20 protein-coding genes are annotated in these 20213 nt (G+C 73.9%); 8 read left to right on the plus strand and 12 right to left on the minus strand.

The window, feature by feature from the left end:
- Nucleotides 1-19 precede the first annotated feature (19 nt).
- Together ABZ780_RS24665 and ABZ780_RS24670 are read right to left on the minus strand one after the other, a co-directional pair.
- On the minus strand, nt 20-841 hold the full coding sequence (locus tag ABZ780_RS24665; protein ID WP_357487629.1) for a DUF1206 domain-containing protein: 822 nt from the start codon (nt 839-841) through the stop codon (nt 20-22).
- A 60-nt stretch (nt 842-901) separates the two neighbouring features.
- The gene (locus ABZ780_RS24670) at nt 902-1267 is read right to left on the minus strand and encodes a hypothetical protein (RefSeq protein ID WP_357006279.1); all 366 of its coding nucleotides are present in this window, start codon (nt 1265-1267) and stop codon (nt 902-904) included.
- An 83-nt stretch (nt 1268-1350) separates the two neighbouring features.
- Here ABZ780_RS24670 and ABZ780_RS24675 point away from each other — a divergent pair, with 83 nt between their 5' ends.
- Together ABZ780_RS24675 and ABZ780_RS24680 are read left to right on the plus strand one after the other, a co-directional pair.
- Nucleotides 1351-2580 carry a cysteine desulfurase-like protein gene (locus ABZ780_RS24675; protein ID WP_357487630.1) on the plus strand — a complete coding sequence of 410 codons (1230 nt, stop codon included), beginning with the start codon at nt 1351-1353 and terminating at the stop codon, nt 2578-2580.
- Nucleotides 2577-2864 (plus strand): GNAT family N-acetyltransferase, encoded by a 288-nt coding sequence (locus ABZ780_RS24680; RefSeq protein ID WP_357006275.1) that lies wholly within the window; start codon nt 2577-2579, stop codon nt 2862-2864. The genes ABZ780_RS24675 and ABZ780_RS24680 overlap by 4 nt, the downstream gene beginning before the upstream one ends.
- Before the next feature lie 48 nt (nt 2865-2912).
- Here ABZ780_RS24680 and ABZ780_RS24685 read toward each other — a convergent pair whose 3' ends face one another.
- Entirely contained in the window at nt 2913-4406 is a 1494-nt protein-coding gene (locus tag ABZ780_RS24685) for a glycoside hydrolase family 3 N-terminal domain-containing protein (RefSeq protein WP_357487631.1), read from the minus strand.
- A 216-nt stretch (nt 4407-4622) separates the two neighbouring features.
- On the opposite strand from ABZ780_RS24685, the gene ABZ780_RS24690 reads away from it, so the two are divergent.
- From ABZ780_RS24690 to ABZ780_RS24705, 4 genes are all read left to right on the plus strand, one after another.
- Nucleotides 4623-4748, plus strand: coding sequence for a hypothetical protein (locus ABZ780_RS24690; protein WP_357006270.1), 126 nt, complete (start codon nt 4623-4625; stop codon nt 4746-4748).
- 91 nt (nt 4749-4839) lie between these two features.
- The gene (locus tag ABZ780_RS24695; RefSeq protein ID WP_357487632.1) at nt 4840-5790 is read left to right on the plus strand and encodes a TIGR03557 family F420-dependent LLM class oxidoreductase; all 951 of its coding nucleotides are present in this window, start codon (nt 4840-4842) and stop codon (nt 5788-5790) included.
- Nucleotides 5791-5863: 73 nt separating this feature from the next.
- The gene (locus ABZ780_RS24700) at nt 5864-7495 is read left to right on the plus strand and encodes a RecQ family ATP-dependent DNA helicase (protein ID WP_357487633.1); all 1632 of its coding nucleotides are present in this window, start codon (nt 5864-5866) and stop codon (nt 7493-7495) included.
- A gap of 54 nt (nt 7496-7549) precedes the next feature.
- A complete protein-coding gene (locus tag ABZ780_RS24705) occupies nt 7550-8053 on the plus strand; it encodes a hypothetical protein (protein WP_357006263.1) in 504 nt (167 codons plus the stop codon).
- Here the strand turns inward: ABZ780_RS24705 and ABZ780_RS24710 are convergent.
- Nucleotides 8043-9632 carry an MFS transporter gene (locus ABZ780_RS24710; protein ID WP_357487634.1) on the minus strand — a complete coding sequence of 530 codons (1590 nt, stop codon included), beginning with the start codon at nt 9630-9632 and terminating at the stop codon, nt 8043-8045. The two genes, ABZ780_RS24705 and ABZ780_RS24710, sit on opposite strands and share 11 nt — an antisense overlap.
- Before the next feature lie 80 nt (nt 9633-9712).
- Here ABZ780_RS24710 and ABZ780_RS24715 point away from each other — a divergent pair, with 80 nt between their 5' ends.
- Together ABZ780_RS24715 and ABZ780_RS24720 are read left to right on the plus strand one after the other, a co-directional pair.
- The gene (locus tag ABZ780_RS24715) at nt 9713-10474 is read left to right on the plus strand and encodes a TetR/AcrR family transcriptional regulator (RefSeq protein WP_357006257.1); all 762 of its coding nucleotides are present in this window, start codon (nt 9713-9715) and stop codon (nt 10472-10474) included.
- Nucleotides 10475-10483: 9 nt separating this feature from the next.
- Nucleotides 10484-11518 carry a helix-turn-helix domain-containing protein gene (locus tag ABZ780_RS24720; RefSeq protein ID WP_357487635.1) on the plus strand — a complete coding sequence of 345 codons (1035 nt, stop codon included), beginning with the start codon at nt 10484-10486 and terminating at the stop codon, nt 11516-11518.
- 66 nt (nt 11519-11584) lie between these two features.
- Here the strand turns inward: ABZ780_RS24720 and ABZ780_RS24725 are convergent, their stop codons facing one another.
- Genes ABZ780_RS24725 through ABZ780_RS24760 form a run of 8 tightly spaced genes read right to left on the minus strand, consistent with a single transcriptional unit; the run spans nt 11585 to nt 20185 of the window.
- On the minus strand, nt 11585-12568 hold the full coding sequence (locus tag ABZ780_RS24725; protein ID WP_357006251.1) for a DNA topoisomerase IB: 984 nt from the start codon (nt 12566-12568) through the stop codon (nt 11585-11587).
- Entirely contained in the window at nt 12552-13505 is a 954-nt protein-coding gene (locus ABZ780_RS24730) for a glycosyltransferase family 9 protein (protein WP_357487636.1), read from the minus strand. Before ABZ780_RS24730 ends, ABZ780_RS24725 begins: the two co-directional genes overlap by 17 nt.
- The gene (locus ABZ780_RS24735) at nt 13502-14203 is read right to left on the minus strand and encodes an SDR family oxidoreductase (RefSeq protein ID WP_357006245.1); all 702 of its coding nucleotides are present in this window, start codon (nt 14201-14203) and stop codon (nt 13502-13504) included. The genes ABZ780_RS24730 and ABZ780_RS24735 overlap by 4 nt, the downstream gene beginning before the upstream one ends.
- Nucleotides 14200-15732 (minus strand): PfkB family carbohydrate kinase, encoded by a 1533-nt coding sequence (locus tag ABZ780_RS24740; RefSeq protein WP_357487637.1) that lies wholly within the window; start codon nt 15730-15732, stop codon nt 14200-14202. Before ABZ780_RS24740 ends, ABZ780_RS24735 begins: the two co-directional genes overlap by 4 nt.
- Before the next feature lie 16 nt (nt 15733-15748).
- Entirely contained in the window at nt 15749-16459 is a 711-nt protein-coding gene (locus ABZ780_RS24745; protein WP_357006815.1) for an SIS domain-containing protein, read from the minus strand.
- A complete protein-coding gene (locus ABZ780_RS24750; protein WP_357487638.1) occupies nt 16456-17673 on the minus strand; it encodes a glycosyltransferase in 1218 nt (405 codons plus the stop codon). Before ABZ780_RS24750 ends, ABZ780_RS24745 begins: the two co-directional genes overlap by 4 nt.
- Nucleotides 17658-18632 carry a glycosyltransferase gene (locus ABZ780_RS24755; protein ID WP_357487639.1) on the minus strand — a complete coding sequence of 325 codons (975 nt, stop codon included), beginning with the start codon at nt 18630-18632 and terminating at the stop codon, nt 17658-17660. Before ABZ780_RS24755 ends, ABZ780_RS24750 begins: the two co-directional genes overlap by 16 nt.
- A complete protein-coding gene (locus ABZ780_RS24760) occupies nt 18629-20185 on the minus strand; it encodes an HAD-IIIA family hydrolase (protein WP_357487640.1) in 1557 nt (518 codons plus the stop codon). The genes ABZ780_RS24755 and ABZ780_RS24760 overlap by 4 nt, the downstream gene beginning before the upstream one ends.
- Nucleotides 20186-20213: the final 28 nt, after the last annotated feature.

The raw sequence follows: 20213 nt of genomic DNA on the forward strand, positions 1-20213 counted from the left end.
GTCCTCGGAATCGACCAGCTCAGACCTTGCGGTACCGGGACTGGAGGAAGCAGTAGACGCCGAAGGCGGCGATACCCAGGGCGACGAGGGCCAGCAGGAACGTGCCGTAGGACTGCTCGCGCAGCGTGTGCAGCGCGGCGTCCAGACCGCGTGCCTTCTCCGGGTCGTAGTTGACCGCCGCCGTGATGATCAGCAGGCCGGAGATCCCGAACGCGACGCCCTTGGCCGTGTATCCGGCGATGCCGAGGCGACGGGCCAACTGGCGGGTCTTCGGGCTCATCTCGCCGGTCTTCAGGTGCCTTTCGAACTTCTTGCGGATGCCGTAGATCACCAGGCCGACACCGAGCGCGGCGAGACCCAGCCCGGCCAGACCGACGAGCCAGCGACCACCGGTGGAGGTCATCAGCTGGCCGGTCAGCGCCTCCTGCTTGTCGGCGCTGTTCGAGTCGGCGTCGGAGAAGACCTTGAACGCGGTCCAGGCGAAGTAGAGGTAGACGATGGTCCGCCCGGCCGAGGCGACCCGCTCCATGACCCGTTCCCTGCCCCGCTCGGCGCGGTGCCCGACCGCCGCCTCCAGTGCCTGCCAGATCGCCATGGCGAGCAGACCGACAGCGATGGCGATGACGAGGAACTTGCCCAGCGGCTGCTGGGAGAGCGTCCGCATTGCACCGGACTGGTCGCCGTCCTCGGACGGCGAGCCGAACGCGATCTGCAACGCCAGCCAGGCGAAGAGCAGGTGGACGATGCCGTAGCCGATGAAACCGGCACGGGCGAGGAGTTCCAGCCACCTGCTGTCCGCCGTGCGGGAGGCGGTGGCTTCGGCGTTACGAGTAAGTGACATGGCGCCACAATCTCCGATTGCGAAGATTCTCAAACGTCGGCCACCGCCGCCCGCCCCAGGTCAGTTGCCCGGGTTACGCGAGACGCGGATCTTGACCTGTTGGTCGGTGACGCTGTCGAGGGTGACCGCGAAGCCTCCGGCCTCGGTGGCCTGCTGGCCGGTGGTGAGGGTGAGCTGCTCGCCGGCGACCTCGACGGTCACCTGGTCCCCCTCCGCACCGACGAGCTTGGCCTCGACGCCCAGGATGGTGGTCCTCGCGTCGACACCCCGATCGAAGGTGACTGTGCAGGCGTCCAGCCCGCAGTCGGTGGAGGCGCCCTGGGAGCTGCAGCCTGCGAGCACGGCGAGGCCGAGCGCCAGGCCGGCGAACAGACCGGCGGCGCGGCGGACGGGGGGCAGCGAAATGGTGGCGGATCGATTCGTCACCTCGCCAAGAGTACGAGACGTCGGCGAACCCTCCGCCCAACGCCGATCACCTCGGCGTTAGGGCACCGGCTAGGGTCCGGGACATGCCGTTCGACATCGCCCGCACACGGGCCGCCTACCCCGCCCTGACCGAGGGTTTCGTCCACTTCGACGGTGCCGGGGGCACCCAGACCGCGGCCGGTGTGATCGACGCGGTCACCGACGCCATGCGCACGGCCGTCGGCAACCGCAGCGCCGCCTCCGTTCCGGGCCGCCGCTCCCTGGACATGGTGGCCGCCGCCCGCTCGGCGGTGGCCGACCTGCTCGGCGCCGACCCGGCCGGGGTGGTGCTCGGCCCGAGCGCGACCGCGTTGACGTACACCCTGGCCCGTACGCTCGGGGCGGGCTGGCGCCCGGGCGACGAGGTGGTGGTCTCCCGGCTCGACCACGACTCGAACGTGCGCCCGTGGGTGCAGGCCGCCGAGGCGGCCGGCGCGACGGTGCGCTGGGCCGAGTTCGACCGGCACACGGGCGAGTTGCCCGCCGGGCAGTACGCCGACCTGGTCGGTGAGCGGACCCGCCTGGTGGCGGTGACCGCCGGCAGCAACGCCATCGGCACCGTGCCGGACGTGCCGGCGATCGCCAAGACGGCGCACGCGGTCGGTGCGCTGGTCTACGTCGACGGCGTGCACGCCGTGCCGCACGGGCCGACGGACCTGGCGTCGCTCGGCGCCGACGTGCTGGTCACCAGCGCGTACAAGTGGTCCGGGCCACACCTGGCGGCGATGGTGGCGGCCGACCCGGGCCGCTGGGCGGCGCTGCGTCCGGCGAAGTTGATCCCGTCCTCCGACACGGCGCCGGACCGCTTCGAGTACGGCACCCCGAGCTTCCCGCTGCTGGCTGGCGTGACCGCCGCGGTGGATCACCTGGCCGGGCTCGACCCGGACGCGGTCGGGGACCGGCGGGCGCGGCTGCGGGCCGGGCTGGCCGCCGCGCAGGCGCACGAGGAGGCGCTGCTGGACCGGCTGCTCACCGGGCTCGCCGAGCGGCCCGCGATCACCGTCTACGGCACCCCGGCGCGGCGCTGCCCGACGGTCTCCTTCCGGGTCGCCGGAATGTCGCCGGAGGCCACCCAGGAGGCGCTGGGCGCCGCCGGGTTCTGCCTGTCGTCCGGCGACTACTACGCCTACGAGTACTTCCAGGCGATGGGGCTGCGCGACAGCGGCGGCGCGGTGCGGGCCAGCATCTACCACTACAACACGGCGGACGAGGTGGACCGGTTGCTCACCGAACTGGACACGGTGGCCGACGGCGGAGAGAGAATGGCCAGGTGAGCACCCTCGTCGAGGACAACCCCGCCAAGAACCGCTTCGAAATCCTGGTCGACGACGCGCTGGCCGGTTTCACCGCGTACGTGCCCCGCGGGGAGGTGCTGGTCTTCACGCACACCGAGGTGGACCGGAGCTTCCAGGGCAAGGGCGTCGGTGGCGCGCTGATCCGGGGCACCCTGGACCAGGTCCGTGCCCGTGGCGGCCGGGTGGTCCCGCAGTGCCCGTTCGTGGCCGCGTTCATCGACCAGCACCCCGAGTACGCGGACCTGGTCGCCGAGCAGCTGTGACGCGCGGCTGGCCGGCCGTGCGGGCTGACCGGCGCCGAGCCGAGCGGGTCAGTGCAGCCGGCCGGTCAGCACCTCGGCGGCGGCCTGTCCGCTGGCCCGCGTCCCGCTGTGGGTGGCCAGGTGCACCGCTCCGGTGACCAGCTCGGGCACGCCCAGCTCGACCACTATCGCGTCCGGTCGGGCGGCCAGCGCTCGTCGCACGGCGGCGCGCATCCAGTCGTGCCGGTGCAGGTCGCGGACCACCAGCACCAGCGGGCGGTCGCCGGCCTCGGCGCCCGGATCCGCCGGCACGTCGGGCTCGGCGTAGCGGACCGTCGTCGTGCCGGGCAGCAGGCCGCCCAGCGGCTCGCCGATGCCCCACGGCGTCTCCGCCCCGATGGCGATGTTGCGCGGCGGCTCGAACTCGACCACGTACGCCGCGCGGGTCAGCGGCAGCGTGGCCCTGCCGGCCGGGGCGGTGCTGACGCGTACGGCTCGGCGGGCGGCGACCAGCCCGACATCGGTGACGCCCCGCGCCGCGCCGGGGTTCGCGCCGCGTGCGGCGACGGTCCAGGCCGCGAGCTGCCCGACCCGCTTGGCGGCTTCGGCGAGGCGTTCCTCGGGCAGTTCGCCCGCGATGACCGCGGCCACGATGGCGTCGCGCAGCTCGCGGGCCGACTGCTCGTCGGCCCGTTCGCCGCCGATGCAGATCGCGTCGGCCCCGGCGGCGAGCGCGCGGACCGCCGCGCCGGCGAAGCCGTACCGGTCGGCGACCGCGCGCATCTCCACCGCGTCGGTCACCACCACGCCGGAGAAGCCCATCTCGTCGCGGAGCAGCCCGCCCAGGATGCGCTGGCTCAGCGTGGCCGGCAGGTGCGGGTCGAGGGCGGGCACCAGCAGGTGGCCGGTCATCACCGCCTGCACCCCGGCGGCCACGGCGGCCCGGAACGGGGCCAGCTCGCAGGCGTCGAGCCGGTCCCGGCCGGCGGTGATCCGGGGCAGGTCGTGGTGCGAGTCGACGCGGGTGTCGCCGTGCCCGGGGAAGTGCTTGGCGCAGGCGGCCACGCCACCGGCCTGGAGGCCGCGGACCCAGGCGGCGGTGTGCCGCGCGACAAGCGCCGGGTCGGCACCGAACGAGCGGACGCCGATCACCGGGTTCTCCGGATTGGAGTTGACGTCGGCGTCCGGGGCGTAGTTGAGGGTGACCCCCGCCTCGGCCAGTTCGACGCCGAGGTCCCGGGCGACGGCCTCGGTCAGCGCCGGGTCGTCGACCGCGCCGAGGGCGAAGTTGCCCGGCCTGGAGCTGCCGTGTACCGACTCGATCCGGGTGACGTCGCCGGCCTCCTCGTCGATCGCCACGATGACGTCCGGCCGCTCGGCGCGCAGCGTCGCGGTCAGCGCCGCCACCTGGGCGGGGTCGACGACGTTGCGGGCGAAGAGTACCACCGAGCCGAGGCCCTCGCCGAGCCAGCGGCACACCCACGGTGGCGGGGTGGTGCCGACGAAGCCGGGTTGCAGGACGGCGGCGGCCAGCTCCGGAAGGTGCCCGGTCGGCGCGGTCACGCCGCCCCCTCCTGGCGCTCCGCGTCGGTCGCCGGTGCCGGCGCGGTTGCGTCGACCCGCTGGTTGCGCTCGCTCATGCGGCTCCCGTACCCCATCTCTCGCGCGCCCTCGGCGCACCGCCACCGGCAGGCGGTGCTGCCATGGTCACACCGAGCGATGAAATAGTCAATAAACCTTACAGTTGCCTGACAGCGCGGTCCCCGGGAGAGTGCGGGGATGGAACCCGCCCTGCTGGCCGACGCGACGAGCCCGGCCGACATCCCCGGCGTACGCCTGCTCGGCCTGGTGGTCGGCGCCCTGCTGCTGCTCGCTGCGATCCGGGCGATGTTCGGCCGGCGCTGAACGCGGCCCGCACACCGGAGCCGGGGTGTGGCCGACGGCGACCGGGGTACGGCTGTCCCCATCAGCAGGTCCGCGTGCCGAAGGGGAAGCGATGAAGATCGGTTATTTCCTGTCCAGTGAGGAGTTCACGCCAGCAGAACTGGTGGAGCAGGCACGCGGCGCCGAACGGGCCGGGTTCGAGGCGCTGTGGATCTCCGACCACTACCACCCGTGGGTGGACGCACAGGGCCAGAGCCCGTTCGTCTGGTCGATGATCGGCGCGCTCAGCCAGGTGTGTTCGCTGCCGGTGACCACGGCGGTGACGTGCCCGACCGTGCGGATCCACCCGGCCGTGATCGCCCAGGCGGCGGCGACCAGCGCGGTGCTGCACGGCGGGCGGTTCGTGCTCGGCGTCGGCACCGGAGAGGCGCTCAACGAGCACATCTTCGGCGACGCCTGGCCGCAGGCCGACGTCCGGCTGGAGATGCTGGAGGAGGCCGTCGAGGTGATGCGCGAGCTGTGGGGCGGCGGCTTCGTCAACCACCATGGCACGCACTACACCGTCGAGCACGCCCGCATCTACACGCTGCCCGACACTCCCCCGCCGATCTACGTCTCCGGGTTCGGCCCGAAGGCCATCGACCTGGCCGCCCGGATCGGCGACGGCTACGTGAGCACCATGCCCGACGGCGAGATGGTCCGGCGCTTCCGCGAGAACGGCGGCGGCGACAAGCCGTGCCAGGCCGGCTTCAAGGCGGCGTACGCGGCCAGCGAGGAGGAGGGCCTGCGGATCGCGTACGAGCGCTGGCCCAACGCGGGGGTGCCCGGTGAGCTGTCCCAGGTGCTGCCCTCGCCGCGGCACTTCGAGCAGGCCGCCCAACTGGTCACGCCGGAGATGGTGAAGAAGGCGTTCGTCTGCGGCGACAGCGCCGACGCGCACCTGGAGATGATCGACCAGTACGCCAAGGCCGGCTTCGACGAGGTGTACGTGGCCAACACCGGCCCGCACTACCAGGGCCTTTTCGACCTGTACCAGCGTGAGGTCCTGCCCCGCCTGCGCTGAGCCCCGCACCAACGAGCCCATGATCGTCCGAACGTGTTTCGGCGGTCATGGGCTCGGGTACCTCCGGCCCTCGATGAAACTGTCCACGCATTCGATGACGTTGCGCCGCGCGGCCCGGAGCCTCTTCGGCTGGAAGGCGCTGCGGCCCAACCAACTGGCCGCCATGCGCGCGGTCATGAAGCGACGCGACGCCCTGGTGGTGTTGCCCACCGGCGCCGGCAAGTCGGCCATCTACCAGATCCCGGCCAGCCTGATCCCTGGGCCGACCGTCGTGATCTCTCCGCTGCTGGCCCTGCAACAGGACCAGATCGCGGCCCTCAACGAACGCCAGCGCCCCGAGCTGCGGGCGGTACGGATCAGCTCGAACGAGTCGCCCAGCCAGCAGGCCGAGGCGATCGCCGAGATCCGTACGGGCCGCGCGGAGTTCCTGTTCATCACCCCGGAGCAGCTCAGCAACCCGGACCGGATGGCCGAGGTCGCCGCGCTCAAGCCCGCGCTGGTGGCGATCGACGAGGCGCACTGCATCTCGGCCTGGGGGCACGACTTCCGCCCCGACTACCTGGCGCTCGGGCACCTCATCGAGGGCATCGGCCGGCCGCCGGTGGTCGCGTTGACCGCCACCGCCTCCCCACCTGTACGCGACGACATCATCGCCCGACTGCGGCTGCGCGAGCCGGAGGTCGTGGTGTCCGGGTTGGACCGGCCGAACCTGTTCCTGGAGGTGGCGCACTGCCCCACCGAGGACTATCGGTGGCGGCGGCTGGTCGCGCTGCTGCGGGACGACGAGCGGCCGGGGATCATCTATGTGCCGACCCGCCGGTCGGCCGAGGAGCTGGCCTCCCGGTTGACCGACGCGGGTTTCCCGGCGCAGTTCTACCACGGTGGAATGGCGGCCGGAGCGCGCAACGAGCTGCACGAGGCGTTCCTCGCCGACCAGGTGCCGATCATGGTGGCCACCTCGGCGTTCGGCATGGGCATCGACAAGCCGAACATCGCCTGGGTGGTGCACATGGCGCTGCCCGATTCGCCGGACAGCTACTTCCAGGAGATCGGCCGCGCCGGGCGCGACGGGCAGCCGGCCCGGGTGCTGCTGCTCTGGCAGGCCGAGGACGTGGGCCTGCAACGCTTTTTCAGCGGCGGTCTGCCGGACGAGAACGAGCTGCGGGACCTGGCCGCGCTGCTGCGCCGCAAGCCGGCCACCAAGACCGAGCTGCGCGAGGTCACCGGACTCGGGCCGCGCAAGCTGGGCCAGTACCTCTCCCTGTTGGAGCAGGTCGGCGCGGCCGAGCCACGCGCCCGCCAGCGCATCGGCGCACCCCGCTACGCCCCCACCCCGGCCGACGCCGCCGCAGCGGCGCTGGCCGAGGCGGAGCGGCAGCAGACGGTCACCCGTTCCCGCACCGACATGATGCGGGCCTTCGCCGAGACCACCGCCTGCCGGGGGCAGACCCTGCTGGCCTACTTCGGCGAGCAGATGACCAAGGTCTGCGCGCACTGCGACAACTGCCACAACGGCACCAGCGCGGCCGACCAGGGCGCGGTCGGGCCGTTCCCGGTGCACAGCCAGGTGCGCCACCCGGAGTGGGGGCGCGGCATGGTGCTCTCCTACGAGGACGACAAGATGACGGTTCTCTTCGACGAGGTCGGGTACAAGACGCTGTCGGTGCGCGTGGTGTCCGAGCAGGGTCTGCTGACGCTGGACTAGCCTGACCCGGCCAACCGATTGACCAGAGCAGAGCAGGGTGGAAGGGGCGTTGCCGTGATCGAGCAGCCGGCGTACACCGGTTTCGGTTTCTCCGACGGGGAGTGGGGGCTGCTGGTCGGCCTGCCGCAGTCGGTGCTGACCGCGGCGAGCGCCGCCGAGTCCGACGGCACCCGCCGGACCATGGCGGAGAACGCGGCCGGGTTGGAGACGATCGCCGCCGGCCGGGAGTCGGCCAGCCCGCTGGTCGCCGCCGTGGCCGGCGAGATCGTGACCCGGGTCGGCGACCCGGAGACCGGCGAGGAGTTGCCGACCATCGCGCCCGCCGACCCGCGCGCGATGATCGACGACGTGTTGGTGCGGGCCGGCGAGGCGTCCGCGCTGCTGGCGGCGCGGGTCGACGAGGGTGCGGCCGGCGCGTACCGGCACTGGCTGGTGCAGATCGCCGAGCAGGTGGTCGGCGCCGCGTCCAGCGGTGGGCTGCTCGGCCTCGGCGGCGAGACGGTCAGCGACTCGGAGCGGCGCTTCCGCGACCGGCTCGCGCAGGTGCTCAACGACTGAGCGGCGACAACGAGGTATCAGTCGGACCGGTCGGCTCGGCGGCCACCGCCGCGGGGTCGACCGGCCGGACGCCACGGAGCGCGACCAGCGCGGTGACCGCGCCCGCCAGCATCGCCACCGTGGCGGCGATCGCGGCGAGGTGCAGCCCGTCGGTGAACGCGACCCGGGCGGCGTGCAGCACCGCGTCGGCCAGATCCGCCGGCAGCTCCCGCGCCACCGCGAGCGCTCCGCCCAGGGTCTCTCCTGCCGCGTCGCCGGCCTCCACGGGCAACCCGGCCGGCAGGCCGTCGAGGATCTCGCGGCGGTACACGGCCGCGCCGACGCTGCCGAGGATCGCCATCCCCAACGCGCCGCCCAGCTCGCTGCTGGACTCGGTCAGCGCCGACGCCACCCCGGCCTGCTCGGGCGGCGCCGCGCCGAGCACCAACTCCGTGACGAGTGACATCACCATCACCAGGCCACCCGCGTAGACGCTGGCGCCGACGAGCAGCAGCCAGAGCGGCGTCTCAGGGGTGACCCGGGTCAGCACCACGAAGCCGAGCGCGGCGACCCCGAAGCCGGCCCCGATCAGGTACGCCCGCTCGACGCGCTGGGCGAGCGCGGCGGCGGCCGGCGCGATCGCACCCACCGCGAGCGACGGCACCAGGCTCCACAGTGCCGCCCTCAGCGGGCTCAGGCCGAGCACCAACTGGAGGTGCTGGGTGGTGAAGATGGCGAAGCCGACCAGGGCGAACATCGCCAGCAGGTTGACCGCGAGCGACCCGGCGAAGCCGCGGCGGCGAAACAGCGCCAGGTCGATCATCGGGTACGCCCGGGTCCGCTGCCGGTGCAGGAAGAGCGCACCGACCAGCAGACCGGCGACGATGGCCAGCACCCGCGCCGCGTTGACGCCGTCGCGGGCCATCTCCTTGATCCCGTAGATCACCGGTAGCAGCGCGGCGAGTGACAGCACCGCGCTGAGCAGGTCGAACCGCCCGGCCAACCGGTTGCGGAACTCGGGCACCAGGACCGGGGCGAGCAGGAGGAGCAGCAGCATCGCCGGGATGTTGATCAGGAAGATGGAGCCCCACCAGAAGTGCTCCAGCAGGACGCCGCTGAGCACCGGACCGATCGCGACGCCGCCGGTGAGCGTGGCGGTCCAGATCCCGATCGCGGTGCCGCGCTGCCTGGCGTCGTGGAACATGTTGCGCACCAGGGCGAGCGTGGACGGCATCAGGGTGGCCCCACCCACGCCGAGTACGGCGCGGGCGGCGATCAGCGTCTCGGCGCTGTCGGCGTACGCGGCCAGCAGGGACGCCGCCCCGAACGCGACGGCGCCGATCAGCAGGAGCCGGCGACGGCCGATCCGGTCGCCGAGGGCGCCCATGGTGATCAGCAGCCCGGCCAGCACGAAGCCGTAGATGTCGAAGATCCAGAGCTGCTGGGTGGCCGTGGGGCGCAGCTCCTCGCTGATGAACGGGACGGCGAAGTAGAGCACCGACACGTCCATCGAGACCAGGAGCAGCGGCAGCATCAGCACCGTGAACCCGATCCACTCCCGCCGGCCGGCCCGCGGTGCCGGGGTGATGGTCGTCGTCATGATCAACCCTTTCTGCGTATGGCGTACGCTGTTATGCGTAGACCATACGCAGAACTAGGATGGCGGAGCAAGGAGGACATGTGGCGGCGAAGACAGACGACAGCGGGCCAGTGATCCCGCCGGCCATCGAGAGCGCCTGGGGGCTGCGGGAGCGGCCACCGAAAGGCCCCCGACCGGGGCTGAGCGTGCCCACCATCGTGGACGCCGCCGTACGGGTCGCCGACGCCGACGGGCTCGCCGCCGTCTCGATGAGCAGGGTGGCCAAGGAGCTGGGCGCCGCCACCATGGCCCTCTACCGGTACGTCAGCGCGAAGGACGAGCTGCTGATGCTCATGGTGGACACCGGGTACGGCCCGTCACCCGGCCCGCCCCCGCCGGAGCACGACTGGCGCGCCGGCCTGACCCGCTGGGCCTGGGCCGAGCACGAGGTGCTGCGGCACCGGTCCTGGCTGCTGCACGTGCCGATCACCGGCCCGCCGATCACGCCACAGCAGCTCGGCTGGCTGGAGGACGGGCTGCGCTGCCTCGACGCCACCGCTCTCGCCGAGGGCGAGAAGATGTCGGCGCTCCTGCTGATCACCGGGTACGTCCGCAACGAGGCCACCCTCACGTCGCAGATCGCCGAGGGCAGCCGGGCCGCCGGCATCGCGCCGGGCGAGGTGATGCCGGCGTACGGTCGGATGGTGGCCCGCCTCATCGACCCGGCCCGCTTCCCGGCGCTGCACCGGGTGCTGACCGCCGGCGTGCTGACCCAGGACGACGACCCGGACGACGAGTTCACCTTCGGCCTCGACCGCATCCTCGACGGCATCGAGGCCCTGATCCACCGCCGAGCCGCCTGAGGAGGCCGGATGCTGCACCGGGACACCGTCGACACCACCGTCCTGCCGCCGGGTGAGCGGTTCGGGATGTGGCTGGACCTGGTCGCGCGCACGTCGGCGCCCCTGCGGATCCAGTCCGCGCACAGCGCCGACTTCGCCGCCCGCGCCGACTTCCTCCACCTCGGCCCGATCCAGCTGGTGGAATACCGGTACCCGTCGCTGGACGCCACCCGCACCCGCAAGCTGATCCAGCGCTCCGACCCGGAGTTGTACGTCCTCGCCCTCACCACCGGCGGCGTCGGCACCTCCAGCCAGGACGGTCGGCACAGCGAGATCCAGACCGGCGAGTTCACCTTCTACGACGCCTCCCGCCCGCACGACGTCTGTCACCACGCCACCGAACCGGAACGCGACCAGGCCACCTCGATCATCACGCTGATTCCGCACGCCGCGCTGCCGTTGCCGCCGCAGCGGCTGGCCGCGCTCTACGGCGGCCGGATGCCCGGCAGCGAGGGAGTCGGGGCGCTGCTGGCGCAGTTCCTGCTCCGGATCAACGGGCACCCCGAGCAGTACCACGCCGCCGACGCCAACCGGCTCGGCGCGGTGGGACTGGACCTGGCCACCACCATGCTCGGGCGGCACCTGGTCGCCGAGGACGCGGTGCCCACCGAGGTACGCCGACGCGCGCTGGTCACCCAGGTGCAGGCGTACGTCCACCGCCACCTCGGCAACCCGGCACTCACCCCGCAGGTCGTCGCGGACGCCCACCACATCTCGCTGCGCACACTGCACCGGCTGTTCGAGGGTGAGGAGTCCACCGTGGCGTCGTACATCCGGGACCTGCGGCTGGCGCGGTGCCGCCGTGACCTCACCGACCCGGTGCTGCGTACCCAGCCGGTGCAGGCCATCGCCGCCCGCTGGGGCTTCTCCGACAAAGCCCACTTCAGTCGGGTGTTCCGGGCCGCCCACGGGCTGAGCCCGCAGGCGTACCGCGAGAGCCACTCCGATCCGGCGCGGATCGTCAATCAACCGGCACCCATGCGCAACGCGCCCCGGGCAAACTGACAACCATCGGGGGCTGTGGCGAGGCGCCCGCCGCCAGGCGGCGGCGGGCGGCCGCCCGGTGTCGCCTCAGGCCTTCTCCAGCAACTCCAACACGACGCGTTCGGCCTCCTCGCGCGGCGCCCGCGGATCCAACGACGCCACCACCCCGTCGTGGTAGAGGTCGACCACGCGGGGGTCCACGTAGGAGGTACGCGCCACGGTGGGCGTGTTGCCCAGCAGTTCGGCCACCTCGCGCATCACCGCCACGACGGCCTTGCGCCGGGCGGTCATCGAACGCGCCGGGCCGACGGTGGCCAACTCGGTGGCGGCCAGCACGGTGGCATGCCAGGTGCGGAAGTCCTTGGCTGTCATCTCCCCACCGCTGGCGTCGCGCAGATAGACGTTGACCTCGTCACTGCGCACGTCGCGCCACTCCCGACCGTCCCAGTAGCCGAACAGCCGGTCCGCCGTACGCCGGCGACGGCGCAGGTTGGTCAGCACCTGGCACAGCTCCGGATCCTCGATCCGGCGCACCTGCTCGATGCCGCCCTTCGCGGGAAACTCGAAGACCACACAGCCCTTGCGGGACCGGGCGTGCTCGGGCCGCAGGGTGGACACCCCGAACGTCGGCTCGTCGCCGGCCGCGTACTGGTCGCTGCCGACCCGGAACATCCCCATGTCCAGCAGCCGGGCCACCGTGGCCAGCACCCGGTCCCGACCCAGCCCTCGGCCGTCCAGGTCGCGCCCCACCCGCTCGCGCAGCACCGGCAGCCGGCGGGCCACCTCCAGCATGTGGTCGAACTTCGCCTCGTCCTGCTTCTCCCGCCACAGCGGGTGGTAGAGGTACTGCTTGCGGCCGGCCACGTCGACGCCGATCGCCTGGATGTGCCCGTTCGGGTACGGCGAGATCCAGACGTCCTGCCAGGCCGGCGGGATGACCAACTCACGCAGCCGGGCCAGGACGTCGGGATCCTTGACCGGGGCGCCGGCCGGATCGACGAAGAGCCACCCCTTGCCACGCCGTCGACGGCCGTACCCCGGCCGACCCGGATCGCTACGCCGCAACCGCACCGGAGACCCGCACCACCCGTTCCACCTCGTCCACGGCGGCCAACACCTCGTCGAGGTGCACTGCCGTCAACGCCGGATGACTTCCTACCCCGTCCCACCTGGGCTTATGCTCGTCGCCGGCCCAGAGCACCCGGTGCCGGGGCCGATCCGGCGGCGGGCCCCACCGGGCCGGCGGCACCGGCCCGAAGAGCACCACCGACGCCGTGCCGTAGCCGGTGGCCAGGTGAGCCACGCCGGTGTCCCCGCTGACCACCAGCCGGGCGTCGGCGACCAGCGCGGCCAGCGCGCCGAGGTCCGTCCGACCGGCCAGCACCGAGTCGGGTGGCAGACCGGCCGCGTCGGCCACCCGGGCGGTCAGCGCCCGCTCGTCGGCCGAGCCGGTGAGCAGCACCCGGTGCCCCCGGTCGGTGAGCGCCCGCGCCAGCGCGGCGAACCGCTCGGCGGGCCAGCGCTTGGCGGGGACGTTGCTGCCGGGATGCAGCACGGTGGCCCCGACGGGCAGACCGCTCGGCGCGGGTCGCCGCAGCGCGAGGTCGGTGCGGTCGGCCGGGATCCCGTACCAGGACAGCAGCCGGCACCACCGGTCCACCTCGTGCTCCTCGTCGACCCAGCGCGGGCCGTCGCCGAACCCGGCGTCGGTGTTGGCGAAGGCCAGCAGCCGTGCGGGACGGGCGGCGGCGAGCAGCCGGTGTGACTGTGGGCCGCGACCGTGCAGGTTGACCGCGACCAGCGGGGCCGGACCGGGCCAGACCGGCCCGTCCAGCCCGGAGGTGTCCACCAGCCGGCCGACGCCGCCCACCAGGTCGACCAGCGGCGCCAGCGCGGTGGGCGCGGCGAGCGCCAGTTCCCGACCCGGGTACGCGGCGCGCAGCGCCCGCAGCGCGGGCGCGGCGGTGACCAGGTCGCCGACGCCGAGGGCGCGCAGCACGAGGATCACGGGTACGACGTCTCCTGCTCGGCGCAGACCACCAGCTCGCGGACCGCGCAGCCGGGCGGCTGGTTGAGCGCGAACATGACCGCCGCGGCCGTGTCCACCGGATCGTTGAGGTTGGCGTCCGGTCCCGGTTTGTACTGCGGGTCGCGCTCGTCGAAGAACGCGGTCCGCATTCCCCCGGGAATGAGCAGGGTGACCCCGACCTGGCCGGCCAGCTCGGCGGCGAGGGCACGGGTGAAGCCGACCACGCCGAACTTCGCCGCGCAGTACGCGGTGGCGTCGCTGACCGCCTTGACGCCCAGGGTGGACGCGACAGTGACGATGCGTCCCCGCGAGGTCAGCAGGAACGGCAGCGCGGCCCGGATCACCGCGGCGGTGGCCAGCAGGTCGACGGCGACGATCCGGTCCCAGGTCTCCCCCGGCACGTCGGCGAGGCGACCCGGCACGTCCATGCCGGCGGCGGTGACCACGGCGTCGAGGCCACCGGCCTGCTCGGCGAGGTGCTGGGTGGCCACCTCGGCGGCCCGGGTGTCGGCCAGGTCGCACTCCGTCCAGGACACCCCGTCGACCGGCGGCTGCCGGTCCAGCACCAGTGGCCGGCCACCCGACGCGGCCACCGCGGCGACCACCGCCGCGCCGAGCCCGCTGGAGCCGCCGGTGACCAGGACGGTGGGCCCGGCACCGGGGCTCATGGCGGTCATCGGGTCCCCTCCCGCGTCATCGACACCGGCGCGACGACCGGATGCTCCGCTCGGCCGAAGGCCGGGTCGACGCCGGCGCCCCGCCCGCCGGAGCGGGCGATCATGTCGGTGGTGGACCGACCGTCCAGATAGGGCACCACCACCGTGTTCCCACCCCAGCGGCGCAGGACCTCCGCCTCGGGCAGCGTGGTGGCGTCCCCGCCGCCTGTCGCGTAGTCCCCACCCTTGACCCAGACGTCCGGCCGCAGCCACGACAGCACCGCGTCCGGCGTCGGCTCGTCGAAGACCATGACCGCGTCCACGCAACCCAGCGCGGCCAGCAACCGCGCACGGTCACCCTCGGCCATCACCGGCCGGTCCGAGCCCTTGAGCCCGGCGACACTCGCATCGGAGTTCACGCACACGATCAGGCAGTCACCCAACTGCCGGGCGGCCTGCAGGGTCGCCACATGCCCGGCGTGCAGCAGATCGAAGCAGCCTCCGGTGGCCACCACCGTGCCGCCGGCGGCCCGTACCTCGGCGAGCAGCCCCGCGACCGCCGCGACGCCCACCCGGTCAGCGCCCAACCCCACGACGCCGGACAGGCTCGGTGCCGACCGCCGGGTCCGCGACACCGGCTCACCCCTCGCGCCCACCGGCGGCGGCAGGGCCGCGGCCACTCCCCCACCGGCAACGTACGCGGACGCCTCGGCGACCGCCGCCTGCACCGCCTCGGAGACCAGCGCGCCCTCGGCCAGGGCGAGACTGGCGGCGGCGGCGAACCGGTCACCGGCCCCGCAGGTGTCCCCCTCGGCGCTGCCCGGGGTCGGCACCACCAGCGGTGTCGACCCGGCGTGGCAGAGCAACGCGCCGTCCCCGCCCAGGGTCACCGCGACCGCGCCGGCCCGCCAGCGCCGCCGCAGCCCCTGTGCGCCCCGGGAGGCGGTGGCCAGGCGGGACGCCCCGGGCAGCGCGGGCACCAGCTCGCGTACCTCCGACTCGTTCGGGGTGGCCAGGTGGACGCCGGGCACGGCGGCCGGGCCGCGCGGGTGCGGATCCCACACCACCGGCGCGCGGGTGGCGGCCAGCGCGGCGCGCAGCGCGGGCTGCCGGGCCACCCCCCGGCCGTAGTCGCTGACCAGCACCGCCGACGCCGCACCGATCACCCGCAGCACCTCGTCGGAGGGCTGGCCCGGCTCACCGGACGCACCGCCCCGGTCGTGACGCAGCAGCACCCGACCCCGGGCCCGCAACCGGATCTTCTCCGGCGTCGCCCCGCACAGGGCCAGCGGGTACACCCGCACTCCGACGGCGGCGAGCAGCGCACTGAGCCGCGCGCCCCCGGCGTCGTCGGCGAGCGCGGTCACCAGCACCACGTCGGCACCCTGGGCGGCGGCGAACACCGCCGCCAGGCCCGCGCCGCCGGGCCGGTCGACCGCCGAGGTCTCGTCGAGCACCGGCACCGGGGAGTCCGGGCAGAGGCGGTTCACCATCCCTTCCACGTCCCGGTCGAGCAGGGTGTCGCCGACGACCACCACGGGTCCCCTCACGCTTTCCTCCTCATCCTCACGCGTCGACCTGTTGCTCCGCACCGCCGTCGAGCACCACCTCGACGCCGGTGCGTACCGGCCTGCCGGACGGAAGCCGACCGGCCGGCGCGGGCTCGGTCGGCGCCGGTCGGGCGGGTACGGCAGCGGCCAGCGCGGCGGGCAGTTCCTGTTCGAGGTACTCGCACAGCAGGTGGCTGGTGACGAGGTGCAACTCCTGGACGACCTGGGTGTCGACCGACGACACGGCGAGCACCTCGTCGCAGGCGTCGGCGAGGGGGTTGGGGGCCGGCCCGGTGAGCGCCCAGGTCGTGAGGCCGGCCTCACGGGCGGCGTGCGCGGCGGCGAGCAGGTTGGGGCTGGCGCCGCTCGTGCTGAGCAGCAGCAGGACGTCGCCGGGGCGGCCGTGGGCGCGCACCTGGCGCGCGTAGACCTCGTCGTAGCCGTAGTCGTTGGCGATGGCGGTCAGCGCGCTGGTCTCGGCGTGCAGGGCGATGGCCGACAGCGGCGGACGGTCGTCGTGCAGCCTGCCGACCAGTTCGGCGGTCAGGTGCTGGGCCTCGGCCGCGCTGCCACCGTTGCCGGCGACCAGCAACCGGCCGCCGCCGGCCAGCCGGTATGCCAGGTCCGCGCCCCAGCGCGCCAGCTGCGGCTCACACCGCCGGTAGGGCGGCAGCGCCGCCGCGAGGTTGTTCAGGTGGGTGTCGAGCAGGCTGCCCGCCGGCATCAGGCCACCACCCGCGTCGGCCGGCGGACCGTGGCGACCTCGCCGTAGATCCCGGCTAGGCGTTCGGCGGTGGCCGCCCACGAGTACCGCGACCGGGCCCGCTCGGCTGCCGCCGTGGCGTACCGGAAGCGCCGGATCCGATCGTCGAGCAGACGCTGGATCGCGGTGGCCAGGGCGTGCGGGTCGCGCGCCGGCACGAGGTCGCCGGTCGTCCCGTCGACCACTGTGTCGCGGATGCCGCCCACGGCGGTGCCGACGACCGGCACGCCGCAGGCCATCGCCTCCAGCGGGGTCAACCCGAACGGCTCGTACCAGGGGGCGGCGACCAGCAGGTCCGCCGAGCGGTACCAGCGGCCCATCTCCTCCCGGGGCACCGCGCCGACCAGGTGCACCCGGTCGGCGACCCCGCACGACTCGGCCAGCGCCCGCAGCCGCCGGGCGTACGGGTCGGTCTCCAGCAGCCCCTCGGGCGGCCCGCCGACCACCACGCACTCGGCGTCGGGGACCAGCGCCATCGCGCGGACCACCGTCTGGAAGCCCTTGCGTTCGACCAGCCGGCCCACCGTCAGGATCCGCGCCCGACCCGGCTCGCGGTCGGCGACCGGCCCGAGCGGGGTGAACGAGGCGAGGTTGACCCCGGAGGGGACGACGGTCATCCGGGATCGGGGCACCCCCATCCGCACCAGCTCGCCGACCTCGTCGCGGCACTGCGCGACGACCCGGTCCACCGAACGGCCCAACTCCCGCTCGTAGGAGATGCGCCGGGCCGGGCTGGTGTCCTGCACGCCCTGGTAGCGGCGCTTGACGGTGCCCAGCGCGTGGTACGTCTGCACCACCGGCACCCCGGTCTGCCGGCCGGCCGTCAGCGCCGCCAGGCCGCTCATCCAGAAGTGCGCGTGGATCACCTCGGGCACCCAGTCCCCACCCCGCCACCGCTCGACCAGCCACCGACTGAACTCCCGCATGTGGGGCAGCAGCGCGTCCTTGGCGACCGGCTCGGCCGGGCCGGCCGGCACGTGCACCACGTCGTACCCGTCCGGGGTGCGGACGGTCACCGGCAGGTCGGGGGCGTCACGGCGGGTGTAGACCCGCACCTCGTGCCCGGCTGCGGCGAGCGCGGCGGACAGTTCCGCGACGTGGGTGTTCTGGCCGCCGGCGTCCTCGCCTCCGAGGATGGCGAGCGGGCTGGCGTGCTCCGAGATCATCGCGATCCGCATACTTCCTCCTCCAGCAGCCGGTCCCAGTCAGCGAGGAAACGGTCGAGGCCGTACCTGTCGCGCGCGGCGGTCCGCGCCGCCGCGCCCGCCTGACGTGCGGCGGCCGGTTCGGCGATGAACCGGCTGGCGGCGTCGAGCAGGGTGTCCATCCGGGTGGCGAGGGCCCCCGCCTCCGGGGGCACCGCGGTCACCGCCTCGGTGGTGGCGAGCGCGACGACCGGCATGCCGATCGCCATCGCCTCGATGAGGCTGAGCCCGAGCGAGGTCCAGCGGCACAGGTGCAGGTACGCGCGCCGCCGGGCCAGCTCGGCGTGCATCCGGTCCTGGGGTACGTCGTCGTGGCTGGTGAGCCGGTCGGCGGGCAGCCCGAGGTGGTCGGCGAGACCGGCGACGCCCATGCCGAACACGTCCAGCGGCGCGATCTCGGCGAAGCGGGGCAGCAGGTCGGTGCCGGTGACCCGTCCCCGCCGCACCGGCTCGTTGATCACCACGGCGAGCCGGTCCAGTTCTCCGGTGTACGACACGGCGGGTGCGACGATGCCGTGGTCGACCACAGTGGTGCGGGTGCCGCCGGTGTCCCAGAAGATCTGGTTGAACCCGGTGACGTGGGCGACGAGCAGGTCGCTCCGGTCGGCCATCGGGTGGCGGGTGTTGGGCACGTCGCCCTTGGGGGTGTTGTGCTCCACGTAGATGGCGGGGACGTCGCGACCGGGCCGGCGACCCAGCCACTGTTCGGCCAGGTCGACCTCTTCGGGACGTTGCAGGATGACCAGGTCGACGTCGCTGCCCGGCAGGTCGTCGGGGGCCACCTCGACGGCGCTGTCCGGCCAGGGATAGGTGCGGGCCCGGCCGAGGCCGTACGGGCCGCGGTCGGGTGTGGTGGGAACCAGGTAGCGGTGTTTGCCGTGCACGAACGACGTGGTCCAGGAGCCGTGCACGTGCCAGAGCAGGATGTTCATCGGTCGCCACCACCGCTGACCAGCGTCCGAACCGCGTCGACCACCTCGGCCGGGTCGACGCCGCTCAGGCACGGATGCCCCGGTACCGGGCAGGTGGCCGCCCGGGTGTCGCGGCACGGCGCATCGGCGTCGCCGAGCCGGACGGTGGGCACCCGGTACGGCCCCCACTGCCCGAAGGGGACGGTCGGCGCGAAGAGGCTCACCACCGGCACTCCGGCCGCCGCCGCCAGGTGCGCGGGGCCGGTGTTGCCGACCACCACCGCGGCGGCGGCGGCCACGATCGCGGCCAGTCCGGCCAGATCGGTTCGGCCACCCAGGTCGGTGCCGCCGGCCGCCGCCACCGTCGCGGTGACCGCACGCTCGTCGGGTCCGCCGGTGACCAGCACCCGGTGCCCGGCGGCGGTCAGCGCTCCGGCGATCCGCGCCGCCAGCGCGGTCGGGCAGGCCCGGCTCGACGCGGCCGAGCCGGGATGCAGCACGACGTAGCCGGGTTCACCGGCGTCGACCGGGCGGGGTGGCACGGCATCGGGCCGGAGCCGGAGCACGGGTTCGTCGCCGTCGGGCAACCGGTGTCCGGCTGCGGCGGCGAGGGAGAGCGCCCGTTCAGATTCGGGAACGCCCACCGGGACCCGGTGGCGGATGTCCACGAGGGACCCCGGGTAGTCGTCGCTGATCGCGGCGATCCGGGAGATCCCGGCCATCCGCAGCAGCAGCGCCAGCGGCAGGGCGGACTGGTGGAACGAGGTGAACACCACCGCCTGGTCCGCGCCGACGGCGGCGAGGCGGTCGGTCAGGGTCCGCATGGCGGCCGGGTCGACCGGCTCCGGCGCGGGGTCGACCCACGGCAGCGGATGCTCGATGATCTCGTCGACGCCGGGCAGCAGCTCGGCGGCGGCCCGCCCGCGCGGCCCGCACAGCAGCACCACCCGCTGGGCGCCGGCCGCGACAGCGCGGATCGCCGGCCCGGTGACCAGCACGTCCCCGGCCGAGTCCGACCGCACCACCAGAGCCGTCCCCACCGGCTCGGTGACCTGCGCGGGCCGCACCGCCTGCTGGCGGCGCAGGATCTCCCGTACCGCCGAGGGCAGGTCGCTGGCCACCCAGCCGGCGGCGGCGACCTCCTCCGGTCGGGTCACCGGGGTGGGCACCAGCACACCGGCGGCGCCCGCCGCCAGCGCGGCCGCCACGTCGCGACCGATGTCGCCCACCACCACGCACCGCGTCGCACTCGTGCCCAACTCCCGGGCGGCGGCGTACACCAGCCCGGGTGCCGGTTTGCGGCAGTCGCACCCGTCGGCGTCGTCGTGCGGGCAGACCAACCACGCGTCGAAGCGGCCCAGCAGTTCCTCGACGCGGGCGTGCACGGCCCGCATCTGCTCCTCGCTGAAGAAGCCCCTCGCCAGGCCCGACTGGTTGGTCACCACGGCCAGCCGCAGCCCGGCGGCCCGCAACTCGTCCAGCGCCGCCCGCGCGCCCGGGACCGGCCGCACCTTCTCCGGGTCGCCGTTGTACGGCACGTCCTCGATCAGGGTGCCGTCGCGGTCCAGCAGCACCGCTTCGTACAGGGCACCTCGCAGAGAC

This window comes from Micromonospora sp. NPDC047467 (genome assembly GCF_040643095.1).
Taxonomy (GTDB): domain Bacteria; phylum Actinomycetota; class Actinomycetes; order Mycobacteriales; family Micromonosporaceae; genus Micromonospora.